18 protein-coding genes are annotated in these 16,171 nt (G+C 44.8%); 9 read left to right on the top strand and 9 right to left on the bottom strand.

Annotation, left to right across the window (positions count from 1 at the left end):
* Positions 1-26: 26 nt before the first annotated feature.
* Positions 27-425: a DUF4342 domain-containing protein gene (locus QUB11_RS02915; protein WP_333153818.1), complete on the bottom strand. Its 399-nt coding sequence runs from the start codon at positions 423-425 to the stop codon at positions 27-29.
* Between the two features lie 398 nt (positions 426-823).
* Between QUB11_RS02915 and QUB11_RS02910 the strand changes: the two genes are divergently transcribed.
* The 3 genes from QUB11_RS02910 to QUB11_RS02900 all read left to right on the top strand — a co-directional run bounded on the left by QUB11_RS02910 (position 824) and on the right by QUB11_RS02900 (position 3,341).
* The gene (locus tag QUB11_RS02910) at positions 824-949 is read left to right on the top strand and encodes a hypothetical protein (protein WP_333153819.1); all 126 of its coding nucleotides are present in this window, start codon (positions 824-826) and stop codon (positions 947-949) included.
* Between the two features lie 304 nt (positions 950-1,253).
* A complete protein-coding gene (locus QUB11_RS02905) occupies positions 1,254-1,421 on the top strand; it encodes a hypothetical protein (protein ID WP_333389684.1) in 168 nt (55 codons plus the stop codon).
* Between the two features lie 435 nt (positions 1,422-1,856).
* Positions 1,857-3,341, top strand: a complete 1,485-nt coding sequence (locus tag QUB11_RS02900) for an ATP-binding protein (protein ID WP_333389683.1) — start codon at positions 1,857-1,859, stop codon at positions 3,339-3,341.
* Positions 3,342-3,520: 179 nt separating this feature from the next.
* Here the strand turns inward: QUB11_RS02900 and QUB11_RS02895 are convergent, their stop codons facing one another.
* The 4 genes from QUB11_RS02895 to QUB11_RS02880 form a co-directional block, all read right to left on the bottom strand.
* Positions 3,521-3,901: a hypothetical protein gene (locus QUB11_RS02895; RefSeq protein ID WP_333201972.1), complete on the bottom strand. Its 381-nt coding sequence runs from the start codon at positions 3,899-3,901 to the stop codon at positions 3,521-3,523.
* Positions 3,902-4,156: 255 nt separating this feature from the next.
* Positions 4,157-5,125, bottom strand: coding sequence for a protein translocase subunit SecF (secF, locus tag QUB11_RS02890; RefSeq protein WP_333389681.1), 969 nt, complete (start codon positions 5,123-5,125; stop codon positions 4,157-4,159).
* Between the two features lie 147 nt (positions 5,126-5,272).
* Positions 5,273-6,670, bottom strand: a complete 1,398-nt coding sequence (gene secD / locus QUB11_RS02885) for a protein translocase subunit SecD (protein ID WP_333389679.1) — start codon at positions 6,668-6,670, stop codon at positions 5,273-5,275.
* Between the two features lie 151 nt (positions 6,671-6,821).
* Positions 6,822-7,805, bottom strand: coding sequence for an alpha-ketoacid dehydrogenase subunit beta (locus tag QUB11_RS02880; protein ID WP_333109434.1), 984 nt, complete (start codon positions 7,803-7,805; stop codon positions 6,822-6,824).
* A 378-nt stretch (positions 7,806-8,183) separates the two neighbouring features.
* Between QUB11_RS02880 and QUB11_RS02875 the strand changes: the two genes are divergently transcribed.
* Entirely contained in the window at positions 8,184-8,747 is a 564-nt protein-coding gene (locus QUB11_RS02875) for a Uma2 family endonuclease (protein WP_333374063.1), read from the top strand.
* Between the two features lie 35 nt (positions 8,748-8,782).
* Here QUB11_RS02875 and QUB11_RS02870 read toward each other — a convergent pair whose 3' ends face one another.
* Together QUB11_RS02870 and QUB11_RS02865 are read right to left on the bottom strand one after the other, a co-directional pair.
* Positions 8,783-9,028 (bottom strand): type II toxin-antitoxin system HicB family antitoxin, encoded by a 246-nt coding sequence (locus tag QUB11_RS02870; protein WP_333374065.1) that lies wholly within the window; start codon positions 9,026-9,028, stop codon positions 8,783-8,785.
* Positions 9,029-9,109: 81 nt separating this feature from the next.
* Positions 9,110-10,477: an NACHT domain-containing protein gene (locus tag QUB11_RS02865; RefSeq protein WP_333389676.1), complete on the bottom strand. Its 1,368-nt coding sequence runs from the start codon at positions 10,475-10,477 to the stop codon at positions 9,110-9,112.
* Positions 10,478-10,864: 387 nt separating this feature from the next.
* On the opposite strand from QUB11_RS02865, the gene QUB11_RS02860 reads away from it, so the two are divergent.
* Complete coding sequence (locus QUB11_RS02860; protein WP_333389674.1) at positions 10,865-11,704, top strand: SH3 domain-containing protein; 840 nt, start codon at positions 10,865-10,867, stop codon at positions 11,702-11,704.
* 73 nt (positions 11,705-11,777) lie between these two features.
* On the opposite strand, the gene QUB11_RS02855 is transcribed toward QUB11_RS02860, so the two are convergent.
* On the bottom strand, positions 11,778-12,503 hold the full coding sequence (locus tag QUB11_RS02855) for a M15 family metallopeptidase (RefSeq protein WP_333389673.1): 726 nt from the start codon (positions 12,501-12,503) through the stop codon (positions 11,778-11,780).
* 94 nt (positions 12,504-12,597) lie between these two features.
* Here QUB11_RS02855 and QUB11_RS02850 point away from each other — a divergent pair, with 94 nt between their 5' ends.
* Together QUB11_RS02850 and QUB11_RS02845 are read left to right on the top strand one after the other, a co-directional pair.
* Entirely contained in the window at positions 12,598-12,834 is a 237-nt protein-coding gene (locus QUB11_RS02850) for a hypothetical protein (protein WP_333236631.1), read from the top strand.
* The gene (locus QUB11_RS02845; RefSeq protein ID WP_333149306.1) at positions 12,834-13,172 is read left to right on the top strand and encodes a type II toxin-antitoxin system PemK/MazF family toxin; all 339 of its coding nucleotides are present in this window, start codon (positions 12,834-12,836) and stop codon (positions 13,170-13,172) included. The genes QUB11_RS02850 and QUB11_RS02845 overlap by 1 nt, the downstream gene beginning before the upstream one ends.
* A 19-nt stretch (positions 13,173-13,191) precedes the next feature.
* On the opposite strand, the gene purB is transcribed toward QUB11_RS02845, so the two are convergent.
* On the bottom strand, positions 13,192-14,487 hold the full coding sequence (purB, locus tag QUB11_RS02840; RefSeq protein WP_333039418.1) for an adenylosuccinate lyase: 1,296 nt from the start codon (positions 14,485-14,487) through the stop codon (positions 13,192-13,194).
* Positions 14,488-14,856: 369 nt separating this feature from the next.
* Between purB and QUB11_RS02835 the strand changes: the two genes are divergently transcribed.
* Positions 14,857-15,324: a helix-turn-helix domain-containing protein gene (locus QUB11_RS02835; protein WP_333261979.1), complete on the top strand. Its 468-nt coding sequence runs from the start codon at positions 14,857-14,859 to the stop codon at positions 15,322-15,324.
* A gap of 1 nt (position 15,325) precedes the next feature.
* Positions 15,326-16,165 (top strand): PIN domain-containing protein, encoded by an 840-nt coding sequence (locus QUB11_RS02830; RefSeq protein WP_333389671.1) that lies wholly within the window; start codon positions 15,326-15,328, stop codon positions 16,163-16,165.
* Positions 16,166-16,171 lie beyond the last annotated feature (6 nt).

Here is a 16,171-nt window from a genome sequence, read left to right as displayed (position 1 = left end):
GAGCCTTACTAACAACTGAATTTTTTTTATTCTGTTCTTTCAATGATGATGGTCATGTGAGCGACTAATGCACCTATCGCTCCCACTGCTGCAATGACGGGAAACAATGCCGCACCGATGACTCCACCGACTACTCCCACTGTCAAAGGAACTTCTACTAAGATCCGTCCCTCTTCATTTTTGATAATGATGCGGCGGATATTTCCTTCGTGAATCAATTCTTTAACTTTAGCAACCAAATCGTCGCCGTTAATTTTTACCTCTTCGACGCTAACTTTTTCCTGAGTATAAGCAGGGGTTTCTAAAGGAGTCGTTTCAAAATTAACCTCAGTAACTTTTTGGGACGAAACTTTTTCAGATACAGGTATTGATTCTAGTTCTCTTGTCCCGACTGGTTCTTGTTCGCGATCTGTAGGTGTGTCCATTTTTTGTTCTCCTTTTAGGTAAAAGTATTTTTGTATAGAATTATATTAAAATATAACACGCAACTTTTTTTCTATCAATCATTCTTTTGGGTGATATTGCTGGGGGTGCTATGGTGCTTTTCTCTATTGAGATTTGACGGTGAGAGTCTAAACTCCTTCCTCAGTGGGCGTTAGCGGCCGACTTCCCTTGTGCCGTTTAGTTAACTGTCTGCTTCTAACCCTCGCACCACCTAACCATTGAAAAACTTCCAATCCAGACAAGGAAAGGATGAGAGCGACTTTCACACTCTCAGAGACTCAGACTCAACAGGTGTACAGGTTGAAATACTGACATTGTACTGAAAGTACGATCGCCCCGCCGTGTATATAGTTACCACCTCTCGTTCGGGAAACCGCACATGGAAACCGTCGCTTACTTTCCTCAAAAGTCATTTCAATTTAGCTCAGTGCGATCGCCCAACCAAACCCCACCCCCGGAGGTTCCTCAAATCAACATCTTAGAGTTTCTAATGAGAATTGCCTAAAATCAAGGGGGAGGAGAAGTAATAATGATCGAAAGATTATCGCAACCAAACCAACTTCCTCAAAGTGAAGTGGAGGTTGGAGAAAAGTCGGGTAAAATACAATTATTTCCTTCTGCTTCCTCTTGATTCTCCGTCTCTGATTTTCCAGCGAGAGAATTTAAATATCAAATTGGCAGCCAGACGGTACTTTTCTGCAAATTTTTAAGGAACATCAAGCGGATGTGTGGAGCATGAGTTTTAGTTGCGATCGCACAACTTTAGCATCTGCCGGGAAAAATTTCCTCGGTGAGGCTTTGGAGTGTCGATGTGGCTAAAGTATAAGCTGCCGAACTTGACAAATTGCTCGCAATCGGCTGTCCCTGGCTGGAAGACTACCTACAATACAATCTTCGGGTTGAGTGCGATCGGCATTGGTGCAAAAAAACTGACAATTGAGATTTATGGGCAATTGCCGGAAACCAGTTTTGCCTGAATTTTACAATCGGGCGATCGGCAGCCGATTTGTCGCTATTGTTGTCTTATTGTAATATAATTTTACGCAAGGGGTAATAGCAAATGTACTGGCACAGGTCGCAGATGTCTATCCATCTGAACCAAATTAATGTCATCAAACATTAAAAATAGTTATGACTGTTATATTCGGATTAGTAAAATCTTGGATATATAAAATTCAATACATAGTCAGGTTTCAAAGGGGTGTCTGCTGTTAAATCAATCTAACCTGCAATATCGTTTCGGGGGACACCAGCAGGATTTAAGGCAAAAAATAATCCTGCTGAATTAACTGGATTCGAGGGAGCAGAGGGAAGTTGATAACTAAGCTATAAAAAGAGTAGAAAAGGCATTCTAAATAGTAGGCAAGACTCCAGCAGCCAACCGCAACTGCCAATTACCAAAGGAGGGAGCAGTGTATGAAACTGACGGGTTGAGTCCCCTAAAATCGCCGCTTGGTTTGCGATCGACTCTACAGGAATTAACCCTGTACGACTTTTTCCTAGAATCTGAGTGTCAGGGGGACGAAGTTGCTAAAATTTTTCAAGCAAACCCTTTAGTTCCCGGCATCATCATCACTCAGCAAGGAAAGTTTATAGGGATGATTTCGCGGCGGCGTTATTTTGAACACATGAGCCGCCCCTACAGCTTGGAGTTATTTTCTCAACAGCCTTTGTTCATACTCTACCGCTTTACTAAAACGGATATGTTGGTTCTCGATCGCGACACCTCAATTATGACAGCAGTGCGGCAGTCTTTGGAGCGATCGCCCGAACTAATCCACGAACCAATTGTAGTACAAGTAGAACCGGAAACTTACAAACTTTTAGACGTACACCAACTGCTGCTTTCTCAGTTGCAAATTCACGAGTTATCAACCGTAGCGATGCGCGAGTCGCAAGCGCAATTGAGACATCAAGCCCAACAGCTCGAACTTGCACTGCTGGAACTTCAGCGCACTCAAACTCAACTAATTCAAACAGAGAAAATGTCTTCTTTGGGGCAGTTAGTAGCAGGAGTAGCTCACGAAATCAACAATCCGATCGGCTTTATATACAGCAATTTGCACCACGCTAAAGAATACACGCAAGCTTTAATGCAGATGCTCGACATCTATAGGCAGCACTGTCCCGAATTCATACCGCAAATTGCAGCGGAAGCAGAAAAAATCGAACTCGATTATTTGCTAGAAGACTTGCCAAGAGTCTTAAATTCCATGCAGCAAGGTGCAGAAAGAGTGCGCGACATCGTTTTATCGCTGCGGAATTTTTGCAGATTAGACGAAGCTGAAATGAAGCAGGTCAACATTCACGACGGTATCAACAACACGATTATGCTTTTGCAAAGCCAGCTTAAAGGGAAACCGGGGCAGGAGGCGATCGAAATTTACAAAGAATACAGCGACTTGCCGCTGGTGCAGTGCTATCCCGGACAGCTCAATCAGGTATTTATGAATATTTTACTTAATGCAATTTACGCTCTTGTTGAGTCTAATAAGCACGAAAATGTTGATAAAAAAATCCTGAAAAAGTCGCAATCAGGCGAGGAAAAGCAGTCTTGTACAAAGACTCAATCATCAGTTTCTAAGTCTACCAGCCTGATTCCTACGATTTGGATTCGCACGGAGTTAATTGAGAAAAAAAAGGTAATAATTAAAATTTCTGACAACGGGCCGGGGATGACAGAAGATGTTCGGAAGCGGTTGTTTGACCCTTTCTTTACTACTAAGCCGGTCGGTCAAGGAACGGGTTTGGGACTGTCGATTAGCTATGAAATTGTTGTCAACCAACACGGCGGCACATTGAAGTGCTTTTCGGAACCGGGAAAAGGAGCAGAATTTGCGATCGAAATTCCACTTCAACAGTCTTCCCTAGCACAGATTTTGCCTCGCTTTGCGTGATATAGCAGAAGGAAGTTCGGCAACGGATTTTGTAACGGATGTAACGGATGTAAAGGATAGAAGGAAGATGGAAGACGGAAGATGGAAGAAGGAATAAAAGTTAGGGACTCGGCTGTTGAAACCGCTTCTTGTTAAACTTTCGTTCCTCTGGCTTGAGACTAAAGAATAAAGCCCGTCAGCTACCGCGAACCTTTGCAAACCCACTTCCACAAAGGATGACTCGGCCCCTGTTGGCGAATGCGGCGAACTTGTTGTTCCAAACCCTGTTTTTCCCGCAGGGGCAATCCTCGCACCATATTGCGACTTTGCCAAGTTAGCACTGCTAAAGTCATTCCCAAGCACAAACCCAAACCGAGAGTGGGCCAACGATTAAAAGATAAACCGTAGCGCACCGCCGCCCAAGTGAAGTGTTCTAACCACAAAGCGATTTCGCGGCGCAAACCCCAAATGCTCAAAGAACCGACGCTAATCCACAGCAATATCACTGTTAACCAGCGACCGTAAACTGTTAGTTTGTGAAGTCTTTGGACTTCAATTTGAAAAGTTTGGTCAGTAGTCATTTGTTATTTGTTATTTGTTATATTATGTCCGGTCGATTACCCCTAATACGGTAGGGGATCCCCTCACGAAAAATATCTGCCAATAATTGACAATCTCAAAAACCAGCCCTTTTAATCGCTCGATCGGACATGATATTATTTGTCATGTGTCATTTGTCATTTGTTATTGATTCTTTATTATTAGTCAGTCAACAGTTAACCGTCAACAGTTAACCGTCAACAGTTAACCGTTCACAGTTAACCGTTCACAGTCAATTAAACTTCCTCTGACTGGTTGATTCCTTCTGCGGGGACGGGGATGGAGTGACCGGTGCGACTGCGCCACCAAGCTAGCAGCGTACTGGCAATGAAAATACTCGAATACGAACCAGCAATAAAGCCGACAATCAAAGCTAAAGCAAAGTATTTGAGGGTTTCGCCACCAAACAAAAAGATTGAAAACAATGTCAGCAGGGTGGTAAACGTTGTGTTAATTGACCTTCCCAGGGTCTGCATGACAGCATCATCGACAATTTGATCGATCGACTGTCCCGGATTTAGCTTAATTACTTCGCGCACGCGATCGTAAATTACCACTGTATCGTTAACAGAAAAACCGATAATTGTCAAGAGAGCGACAACAAATAAGCTGTCAACTTCCACTCCTTGAACTAAACCCAAAAACGAGAAAACACCAAGAGTAACCAACACGTCGTGGAAGAGAGCAACGAAAGCAAAAAAGGCATAATCCAACTGAAAGCGGAACGTTAGATAAACCGTAATTCCAGCAAAGGAAAGGAATAAAGCCAACAATCCCGAAGTAAATAATTGTTTACCGAGGGTAGGCCCAACCGTATCAATTTGAGTAGATTGAGGAGAAAAAGCGCCTATCTTTTCGCTCAAAGCTGTTTGCAAATTAGTCCGCTGTTCGACATCCAAAGTTTTTGTTCGCAGTGACAAACCGCGCTGTTCTTTGCCGATAACTTGAAGGCTGCTGCCACCTAAACCTTGGGTGTCCAGGACTTCACGGACAGCAGGAAGATCGATGGGTTTACAATTTTCCGGTTTCGTGCAGTCGAGTTCAAATTGCAGCCGAGTGCCGCCGATAAAGTCTAAACTAGGGCGCAGTGGTGCGCGGATGTCGGGACGAGTCCAAGAAATCGCCATCGACACTATACCTGCGAGGATTATAGCGGCGGAAATACTCCACCAGAGCGATCGATATTTGATTACACTGAATTTCATAATTTGAAGGAAGAGGGAAGGCACGACACGGATTTTGACACAGATACACGGATTAATTATTGAGCGTGACTCAGAAGTTAACAGTCAACCGTCAACCGTCAACAGTCAACAGTCAACAGTCAACAGTCAACAGTCAACAGTCAACAGTTAACTATTAGCAGTTTTCGACAAACCGGGACAGAACCACTGAGGTTTCCGCAATGCTGGAAAGCTCAATACTACGAACAGCAGAGTGCGGCTGCAAGTGAGCGCAGTAAACATACTCACTACTACGCCCAATCCCAGAGTTACAGCAAACCCTTTAACTAAACCTGCGCCCAAGGAGAACAAAGCAAGACAAGCAATAACTGTTGTGACGTTTCCGTCTAAAATGCTGGAAAAAGCGCGGTAAAAACCCGATTCTACAGATCGATAAAGCGACTTCCCCGCCCGCAACTCTTCCCGCGTGCGCTCAAAAATCAGCACGTTAGCATCCACAGCCATCCCGATGCTGAGCACAAAACCAGCTATTCCCGGCAGTGTTAATGTCACTCCCAAAAGCACGAAAGCTGCCCAAGTTAACAGAGCATAAATTAACAGCGCAATATTGGCAATTACGCCGGGGAGTCGATAGTAGGCAACCATGAAAATCAAGACTAAAACTAAGCCGCCGATACCTGCGTTAATACTGCTTTGAATGCTGTCTTTACCCAAGCTAGCGCCGATGGTGCGGTTTTCTACAATTTCGACCGGCACAGGCAAAGCGCCGCCCCGCAATTGCACTGCCAAATCGTTGGCTTCTTGCGTTGTAAAGTTGCCTTGAATTACGGCACTCCCACCAGTAATTCCTGTTTGGGCAAATTCAACGCCGACGACTGGAGAACTGATCATTCTTTCGTCTAGGAAAATACCGATACTGCGTCCGGTACCGGCTAAATTTTTAGTGAGTTGGGCAAAGAGTTCGCCTCCTTTGGTATCGAAAACAAGAGCAACGTTCCAGTTGTTCCCAGAGGCCAAGGGTTGAGGTTGAGCGTCTTTGAGGTTTTCGCCGCCGAGGCCGCTGCTTTTGAATAGTTTGGCGATCGCCTCATTGCTTCTTTTCAAAGCAGCCTGATTTTCTTTAATTGCTGCCTCATTCGGGCTAGTTTTCAATTCTTCTTGTTTGACCAGCAATTCCTGCTGCAACTGCCTTTCAATGCCCAATTGTGCTTCTGTTCCGGGCAGTTGTTCCAGAAATTCTAGCTTGGCCGTGCCGCCCAAAACTCGTTCTGCTTGCTGCGGGTCATTTACTCCGGGCAACTGCACGAGAATTTGGTCTTCTCCTACTGTTTGGACTAATGCTTCGGAAACACCCAAACCGTTGACGCGGTTTTCGACAATCCGCCGCACTGCTTCTAACATTCCCTGGTCAATTTTGGGAATTGTGGGGGTAGTTTTTACTTGAATTGTGAGTTGCGACCCTCCTTGCAAGTCTAATCCCAGCCGCGTCGGAATAGTTACTATTACAGTAATGGCGGCGATGATTAAAACAAAAATTAGGGCTAATAGGGAACGTTGTTTTTGCATATTTAATTATTAGTCATTGGTCAGTTGGCAGTTGTCAGTTGGCAGTTGGCAGTTGGCAGATTTTAGTCATCAGTCCTCAGTCATCAGTCAACAGTCATCAGTCAACAGTCAACAGTCAACAGTCAACCAATGACTACTGACTAATCACTATTTATACTCGCAAAGCTACCATTTTTTGGACGGCTTCGACAATTTGATTGGGCTGGACAATGGTCAGTCTTTCCAAATTGCCGTTGTAAGGTGTGGGAATATCTTGTGAAGACAGGCGCAAAACCGGTGCGTCGAGTTCGTCAAAAAATCGATCACTGATTGAGGCAATTAGTTCGGCACCAATGCCTCCTGTTTTCATGCACTCCTCTACAATAATTACTTTGTGAGTTTTGCGAATGGATGCGCCGATGGTCTCCATGTCCAGGGGTTTGAGAGAAATGAGGTCGATTACTTCTGGATCGTAACCTTCTTTTACCAGGGCGGGCACGGCTTGCATGACGTGGTGCCGCATCCGGGAATAAGTCACGATTGTGACATCTTTGCCCGATCGCACAATTTCTGCTTTGTCCAGCGGCACTAAATATTCTGTTTCTGGCAAATTTTCTTTCAGGTTGTAAAGAAGAACGTGCTCGAAAAACAGAACGGGGTTATCGTCGCGGATGGCTGATTTTAAGAGTCCTTTGGCGTTGTAGGGAGTCGAACAGGCGACTATTTTCAAACCCGGTACTGCTTGGAAATATGCTTCTAGGCGCTGGGAGTGTTCCGCGCCGAGTTGCCTGCCCACGCCGCCGGGCCCACGAATTACCATTGGCATTTTGAAGTTGCCGCCCGATGTGTAGCGCAGCATTCCGGCATTGTTGGAAATTTGGTTGAAGGCCAGCAGCAAAAAGCCCATGTTCATGCCTTCGATGACCGGCCGCAATCCCGTCATTGCTGCGCCTACTGCCATGCCTGTAAAGCTATTTTCGGCGATCGGGGTGTCGAGCACTCTAAGTTCGCCGTATTTGTTGTAGAGGTCTTTGGTGACTTTGTAGGAACCGCCGTATTGACCTACGTCTTCGCCGAGTACGAATACGGCGGAGTCGCGGGCCATTTCTTCGTCTAACGCCTCGCGGAGGGCGTTGAACAATAAGGTTTCTGCCATAGGAGGTTAAGCAATGATTGCAGGAGGGTCAGACTAGAATATTAACCTTTTGGGGGTGTCGATCTAGGAGTCGATCGCAAATTCGGCAGTTAAAACCTGAGATTTTGCCAATCTTTATCATAACATTTGTATTATGTCAATCAATATTTAAGTCATGCAACCTTAGCTGTAGGGTGTGTCGGGATCAACAATCCTCAAGAAAAAGCGACAATCTAGTAGCGACGCACCTGTGCTTGCAAGACTCGTGGAAACAAACCTATATGTAAGGTGCGTCGCCACTCGAAAAGTCGATATAATTTAGAGATTAAAAATGGCGACGCACCCTACGAATACTAAGCTTTTGTCGCATTCTATGCCGTTTAACAGCAGAAAAACACCATGCTCCAGACAAAAACTCAACTCACTTTGGAAGAGTTTCTCACTCTTCCCGAAGGAGAAGGCGATATTACCTACGAACTTATTGACGAGCAAGCAGTACCGAAGATGTCACCTAAAAAATTTCATTCTCGCCTCACCCGAAGCCTAATAAAAATCCTCGAACAGTGGGGTGAGGAACGGGGAGAAATTGGTGTAGAATGGGCGGTAAGATTAACCAGACTGGGGCGAGACTGGGTGCCAGTACCCGATCTTTTATATGTTTCTTACGAACGCTTATCTCCTGACTGGAATCAAGATGAAGCCTGTCCTGTCGTCCCCGAATTAGTCATAGAAATTATTTCACCCGAACAAACTTTCGGTCAGTTAGCTGCTAAAGCGAGAGATTATTTAGATGCTAAGGTATTGCGGGTTTGGATAGTAGATAGCAAGGCTAGAAGCATTACAGTTTTTTACCCCGATGCAGCACCGCAGACTTATAGGGGAGATACGCTATTAACAGATACACTTTTTGATGGATTAGAATTTACGGCAGAACAGCTATTTCAAATGGCCAAAATACCATAAACTTTTTTTAGGATGAGTGTGTGGTAGTGGACAAGCTATTCCATATTTAAATCAATATTGTCAATGACGGGCATTCGATGTCGCAATTTCAACCCTAGCAAAATCCAGTCTTCCAAAGTTGATCGCAACTCATTTTGACACTCTTTTAACGTTGAACCAAAGGCGATGACTCCCTTGCAAACAGGAATTTTCCCCACAAAGCTATGATCTTCAAGTTTGTCATACATAGCCTCAGCCATTGCTTTGTCAACGTATTCGCTCAGAATGAATTTTACAGTCATTGAGTTTCCTTTTGCTTGTCGAATATTGGAATCTCCTTCACAGTTACATCCATTATATTTGTTTTTGTCAACCTCCGGCATTTATATCTCTGAAAAATGTTTTTGCAATAAATCGTGAATAAATCGGTAGCGCCGATCGCCCGTTTTTTGCAGCAGCAGGCGATCGCCCGCAGCATCGAGAAAACGCCTGTAATCCCAAGGAATGTATCCGTTCGACCACAGCACCAGGCGCAATATAAACCTTTCAATCCCCGGAATTCCCGGCAAAAAAGCACTAATTACCGCAGCAATAGCACCCGCAATTATTCCCCCAATTGACCCGGAGACTAGGGTGGCAATTAATCCCAAAATCACCCAAATCAGGCCGCCAAGCAGCTTAACTCCAAACTGATACTTGCGCCGTTCATCGGCTGTTTGCAGCCAGCTAGACGGTATGCGATCGAGGTAAAATTCTTGAATTCCTTCCTGTTCCATCCTTCTCGCCAACCATCCCAGCCAATGGCGAATTTGTTCCGGCCGCAGTTCCTTACCTCTGGGATACTGCTTGACTTGCCCGGTCATTTGGTGGCGAATATAGGCAGTTAACAGATATTTGCGCTGTTCTTCGGCGGAAGTTATGCGCTTCCAAGCTTCAATTAAAATATCGTCGTAGGCCAAAGCCATCATGCTCAAAAGCAAGGGAACTTTTGCCAATTTCAACAACTCCGGCTCGTGCTCAATGCTGTACCAAAGTTCGCGGCTTCGGGCTTCTAGCAAATAATTTTGAATTTTAGTTTCTGTTAAAGGTTTCAATAAAACGGCTGCTTGTAGGCGAAATCTAGTGGGACAGTTTTTGTAAGCTTCAAAACTGCTGCAAGCTACTAAATGTTTGGGTTTAAATTCGCTTTCAAGAAATTGATTAATTGCTTGAATGCAGATATTTTGGCGGTGGGTTTCTACTTCGTCCAAACCGTCGAGGAGAGGCAGCAATTTTTGTTCGGCAAGCCATTTTTTGCCTACAGCAGGAGAGATGCCGTATTTGAACTGAAGTTGAGCAATTAACCAATCGGCGATCGCCCCGGATTCTGCTTTCCACGATCCGAGTTCAAACAGCACTGGTACGGGCAAACTAGCATCTTTTTGGGCGCGGGAAACTAACACCAGAGCTAATTCTAGCAGCGTCGTAGTTTTGCCTGCACCCGTGGCTCCCAAAATTACCAATTTACCGCCAGTGCGATCGAACACTTTGGCAATGCTGGCTTTGGGAGGAAGCCGAAAACTCGGACGGTTGCCGGCTTTCACTTCCACATCCCAACAGCGGTTAACACCAACAGGCGACGAGTCTTGGCTGAGGTTAGCGAGCACAGCAGCGTGCAAAGACTGCGCGAGGCCTGCTTGGACTTCCTGCTTCACCTCCTCCAACAATCGATCGCGAGGCGGTTGTAATCTCAGAGGAATCAATTTTGACATTTTATGTACCTCGCGCTGAACGCTTACCTTCGCAAATTTTCGCGCAAATAACCCAGAGCAAGATTACCATCAGTATAGGCGTCCAGTATATATTGACTCAAATTATTGCGACAATTATGGATCTGAAATTTTATCTAAAAATCCTGACCAAAAATTTCAAAGGTGGTACCCGCCACGTGATTTATCCGTGGAATCAATCCAAAATCTCAAATCTAAAATCCTCAAGCCCCCGAATTTATCTCGCGCAAGTCAATCCAAAATCCAAAATCTAAAATCTAAAATCGAATGACCCTGTGGGCCGCACTAGGTATTTCCACTATAAATTAACTGGCGATCGCCCCAACTCCCAAACAAAAATTATTAGTATAGATACAGAGAGGGTTTTTTATGCCATTTACCAAGGGTCAAATCATCACAGTAAGCTTAGCAGGACTGGCAACAGCGGTGGGAGTGGCTGCTGCAACTATACAGTCGGGTACCATGAAACAATCCGATCTTCCCCTTGCAGAATCCCCGGCATCCACCAGAAACCCGATTGCAGGGCCGACGAACAACCCTGAATCTCGGCAACCAGAACCTCTGCAAGCACAAACCCCGGCTGCAGAATCTCCGAAATCCCCACCCCAACCTGCAAAAACCCCGGCTGTTCAATCCTCGCTAGTTGCAGGAGTCCCTGGGCCAAAAGTTGAGCCAGTAGTTGTCACACCCCCAGATTCGGGTTGCAAAATCAGTATGGCTGTAGTCAGCGATCCGAATCCACCGCTAAATGTGCGATCGATCCCGCAAGTAAGGGGCAGCCAAATAGTAGGAAAACTTAAAAATAATACCTTTGTTTCAGTCGCCGAAGAACAAAACGGTTGGCTGCGAATTACCGATCCGCCCGGTTGGATTGCCAAAAACCGCACCGAAAGCAGTTGTTCTAACCTCAACCAGCAGATTAATTTTCGACCGGGAGGAGATGAAGCAATTGTTAAAGGTCGAATCATCGGCGGCGGCACCCACTCTTACCAGATTCGCGCCCGAAAAGGTCAAACAATGACTGTTAGGAATCGGAAAGATGTTTTTCCCCAAATTATAACTCCTCGTGGCAAACTTTTAGCAGGAGATCCTTATCAAGGCAATGAAACAGAGTGGAGTGGAAAAGTGCCAGTAACAGGCAATTACACATTACAATTAGACTCTAATTTCCGGGGATACGAATACGAATTTTCGGTAAAATTGCGATAATTTCCCTGACATCTGTGGGGATACAGCAGTACCTTGTCTTCCTCAAATCTGCGACTTTTAATAAATAGTGGAATTAAGGAATCTCGGAAAGCGATATATCAAGAATCGCAAACTTCTGCCAATCTTCCGAATCAAAATGCCACCATTCAGTTGTGATACCCATAAATCCGTGTTTTTTCATCGCATCCTTAAGCACTTGACGATTTTTCCGAGATTCCGCGCTGCCGCCTTGATAATCTCCATGAGCTTTTTCGGTAAAATCATCGTAAGGTGTGGGCATTTCTAATTCTTTGCCAGTGCGATCGACTAAAGTCAAATCAATAGCAGCACCGCGATTGTGCCGCGAACCCCTAGCAGGATTAGCAACATAGCGCGGATCTGGCCAAGCTTGCCACATTTGCTTAGTCACAGAGAAAGGCCTGTAGCAATCGTAAACTTTCAAACCCAATCCGATTTTTTCCAAATCTGTTTGAACTAGCCCTAACTTTTGAGCAACAGAACTTCTCAAAGCGCATTTCGATATAGGGTAAAGTTTTCGTTTCAAAAAATTGTTAGTAGTGGCGTACCGGATATCGAGGCGAATGTTGGGATTTACGGTGCGGATGTCAACCAGTCGTGCCGAAGGGGGAAGTTGACTCATGAAAATACTTTCAGGTACTACGGGGTTTGGTTCGGGTTGGGTAATTTGCACTTGTGGCGGCTCCTGGGCGCGGACAAATGTTGTATGGTGCAGACCTATCGCACATAGCAACACTAGCATAAATGCGATTAGGTATTTTCCAAAACGATTAAATTTCATAGTTGTTCTGATTGTGAGTGTTAAAAAGTAGATTGAGGTCGTTGTTCTATGCTATAACCAATATTATGATGTCACCGTGACAGCAAGGGGAGCTATGAAAACTGCAATTTCACTTCCAGATTTAGTTTTTGAAGAAGCCGAGGCTTTGGCTAGTCAGTTAGGGTTATCACGCAGTGAGCTTTATACAAAAGCATTGCAGGCGTATCTGCGGCGACACAACCGCGAGCGAATTTTGAGCAAACTAAATCAAGTCTATTCTGAAGAGTCTTCTGAACTAGATCCAGTCTTGGCAAAGATGCAATTTATGTCCTTACCCCATGAGGATTGGTAATGTATCGCGGAGAAATTTGGTGGGCAAACTTACCCTCTCCAGTTGCTTCAGAACCTGGATATCGCCGTCCTGTCTTAATTGTTCAGGATGATACTTTTACTCAGAGTCGGATTAGCACTGTAATCGTCGTCATCATTACTTCTAATCTACGGTTAGCGGAAGCACCAGGTAATGTCTCGTTACCGAGTAAAGCCACAGGTTTACCCAAGGATTCTGTGGCTAATATTTCTCAGCTTTTTACTGTGGACAAAACGTTTTTAATTGAGTGCATTGGCACAATACCACAAGATTTACAGGAAGAAATAGATGAAGGATTACGATCCATCTTGTATCTTTAGTAGGAAATTCAAAAGATTTTTAAATTCCCAAGCGTTGATACACTAAATCTAAGTGCCTCAATTGATACTGCGGATCGAAACAATCATCAATTTCTTTGGTGGTCATCTTAGCTGTTACCCGATCGTCCTTAGCAATTAAATTGTAGAAATTGCCGCCCGGTTTGTTCCAAGCTTCGTGAGCACAAGATTGCACAATTTTGTAGGCGTCTTCGCGACTGGTGCCTTTTTCTACTAAAGCTAACATCACGCGCTGGCTGAAGATGACTCCGCCGTAAAGGTTCATGTTTTGCTTCATGTTTTCGGGATAGACTAGCAGGTGTTTTACTAAGTCTGTGGTTTCTACTAACATGAAGTGAGTTACTGTAGAACTGTCGGGCAAAATCATCCGTTCTACGGAACTGTGAGAGATGTCTCTTTCGTGCCAAAGTGCAACGTTTTCTAAGGCTGCGACGGCGTTGGCGCGGACGATTCTCGCCATTCCTGTGAGTCTTTCCGATCGAATCGGGTTGCGTTTGTGGGGCATGGCGGATGAGCCTTTTTGCCCTTTGGAAAAGAATTCTTCGACTTCGAGAACGTCGGTGCGTTGCAGGTTGCGGATTTCTACTGCAAAACGCTCGATCGATGCGGCTAAGAGTGCTAAGGTTTGGACGTATTCGGCGTGTCGATCGCGCGAAATGACTTGAGTGGATGCGGTATCGGGTTCGAGTCCGAGGTTTTGACAGGCGATCGCTTCTATTCGCGGATCGATATTAGCATAGGTTCCGACTGCGCCGGAGATTTTGCCGACTGCAATGGACGATCGCAAATTCACCAATCGGGCGCGGTTGCGAAAGACTTCTGCCAGCCATCCTGCTAGTTTAAAGCCAAAGGTGATGGGTTCGGCGTGAATTCCGTGCGATCGGCCAACCATGACGGTATTGCGATGCTGTTGAGCCTGATAGCGAATAGCTTGACTCAATTCTTCGACACGTTCTAACAAGATATTGACGCTGGCGACTAATTGCAGCGCCAAAGCAGTATCCAGCACATCGGAACTGGTTAAGCCGAGGTGAATGTAGCGGCCGGCATCGCCTACATATTCGTTGACATTTGTCAAGAAAGCGATCATGTCGTGGCGGACTTCGGCTTCAATTTCGAGGACTCGTTTGGGGTCAAAATTAGCCTTAGCTTTGATTTCTTCGACTGCGGCGGCGGGGATGTAGCCGAGTTCGGCTTGAGCTTCGCAGACAGCGATTTCTACTTGCAGCCAGCTTTTCAGTTTGGCGGTTTCAGTCCAGATGTTGCCCATTTCGGGCAAAGTGTAGCGCTCTATCACGGTGGGAGTTGGGGAATGCGATCGTCCTATTGTACCTCTGCGCGGCATCCGTCTTCAGTCGGGAGGGGGAATTTCGGGCGATCGAACTTTCCGATTTCTGGATTTGAATATTTCGTTTGTTTCGGATATTGCGTTTATGGCACTGTAGGTGTTACTGTAAAGTAAACAACTAATTATGTTCCTGACAAATACTTGCAAACCCCTTTCAGCAAGGGTCGCACAGGTTTTACCCAATCGCAGCCTCAGTCTGCTGAGCAATGAGCAATAAAAAATGGTTGTGTTAAAATCAGGGGTTTAAACCCCTGATTTTAACACAGATTGACTTTCTGCTTTCGATAGAAAAAAATCAAATCAAAAAAGAGATTAATTATGTTGAGCCAAAAAGCATCGCTTGAGTCCGTTTTGGTTCAAGAACAAGAAAAAGAATCAATAGCTGAATTAGAGCGGATTCTTAACCTCGATCCTTCGCAAGCAAAATTAGTGGGAAGCAACGGAGAAGAGATTCTTATTCCTGAATCTGTCTATCGTATGTTGTCTCATATCGTTCATATGATGGCATCAGGTCAGCGCATTTCTATAATGCCTCACAATTGCCAGTTGACAACACAAGAAGCTGCTGAGATTTTGAAGGTATCTAGACCCTTTCTAATCAAGTTACTAGAAACAGGAGAAATTCCCCATATCAAAGTTGGTTCACATCGACGAGTGACTTTCCAAGACTTAATAAATTATCAAGAACAGCGGAAAGTAAAGCGTCGCCAAGGGCTGCAAGAACTAACCCAATTTCTTCAGGATGAGGGGTTCTACGAAGATGGGGTGTGCGATCTAGCTAAGTAAGATGGATGTTTCTTCTGTTGTTCTAGATTCCTGCGTCATCTTCCCTATGCCTTTATGCGATACGCTGCTGCGTGCTGCCGAGGCTGAGTTGTACAGCGTTAACTTTTCACAAGAAATTCTAGATGGTGCTACCCGCAATCTTGTAAAAAAAGGCATAATGACAGATGTCAAAGCAAAATATTTTCAGGAACAGATTAAATACTCCTTTCCTGAAGCAATTGTCAAAGTGCCTGCAAGTTTGGTGGAAGCAATGACAAACCATCCGGGCGATCGTCATGTTGTAGCTGCTGCGATTGTCGCAAATGCTCAAATCATCGTTACAGATAACCTCCAACACTTCCCAAAGGAGGCTCTGGAACCTTATGGAATTGAGGCACAGCACCCGGATGTATTTCTAAGTGAGCTTTTCGATAATAACCCTGAGTCAATCGTTGAAGTAATTCGGCAGCAGGCTGAGGCTCTAAAAAACCCTCCTTGTACTGTTGCCGAAATTATTGAAAAATTAGAAAAAAATAATAGGGTACAGGAATTTGCTAGTAAAACTCGTTTCTACGAATACTTTGATTTTGTAACAGAAACTGCGAAACAAGCCTTACGGAAGATTGGAGAAGCTGCACCCGAAGGTGGCCGATGTTATGACGGGGAAAGATATCGACTCTGGATGAAAGGGCCAACTCTAACAATTACGGCTAAAGACGGTAGAGGAGAAGTTATTCGAGTTCAGAATGAGGAAATTGAGTGTAATATTTCATCGGAAGATGTCAAAATATTCCAAATATTTGCTCAACGCTTGGAGCAAGAATTAACAATAAATAGAATTGAGGAGCGACAATTAGATTAAGCAGAA

Origin of the sequence: Microcoleus sp. B6-A1 (assembly GCF_036705085.1) — a bacterium.
In the GTDB taxonomy this organism is placed as follows: domain Bacteria; phylum Cyanobacteriota; class Cyanobacteriia; order Cyanobacteriales; family Microcoleaceae; genus Microcoleus.
The sequence above is the reverse complement of the archived record's forward strand: the minus strand, read 5'-3'. Positions and strand labels throughout refer to the sequence as shown.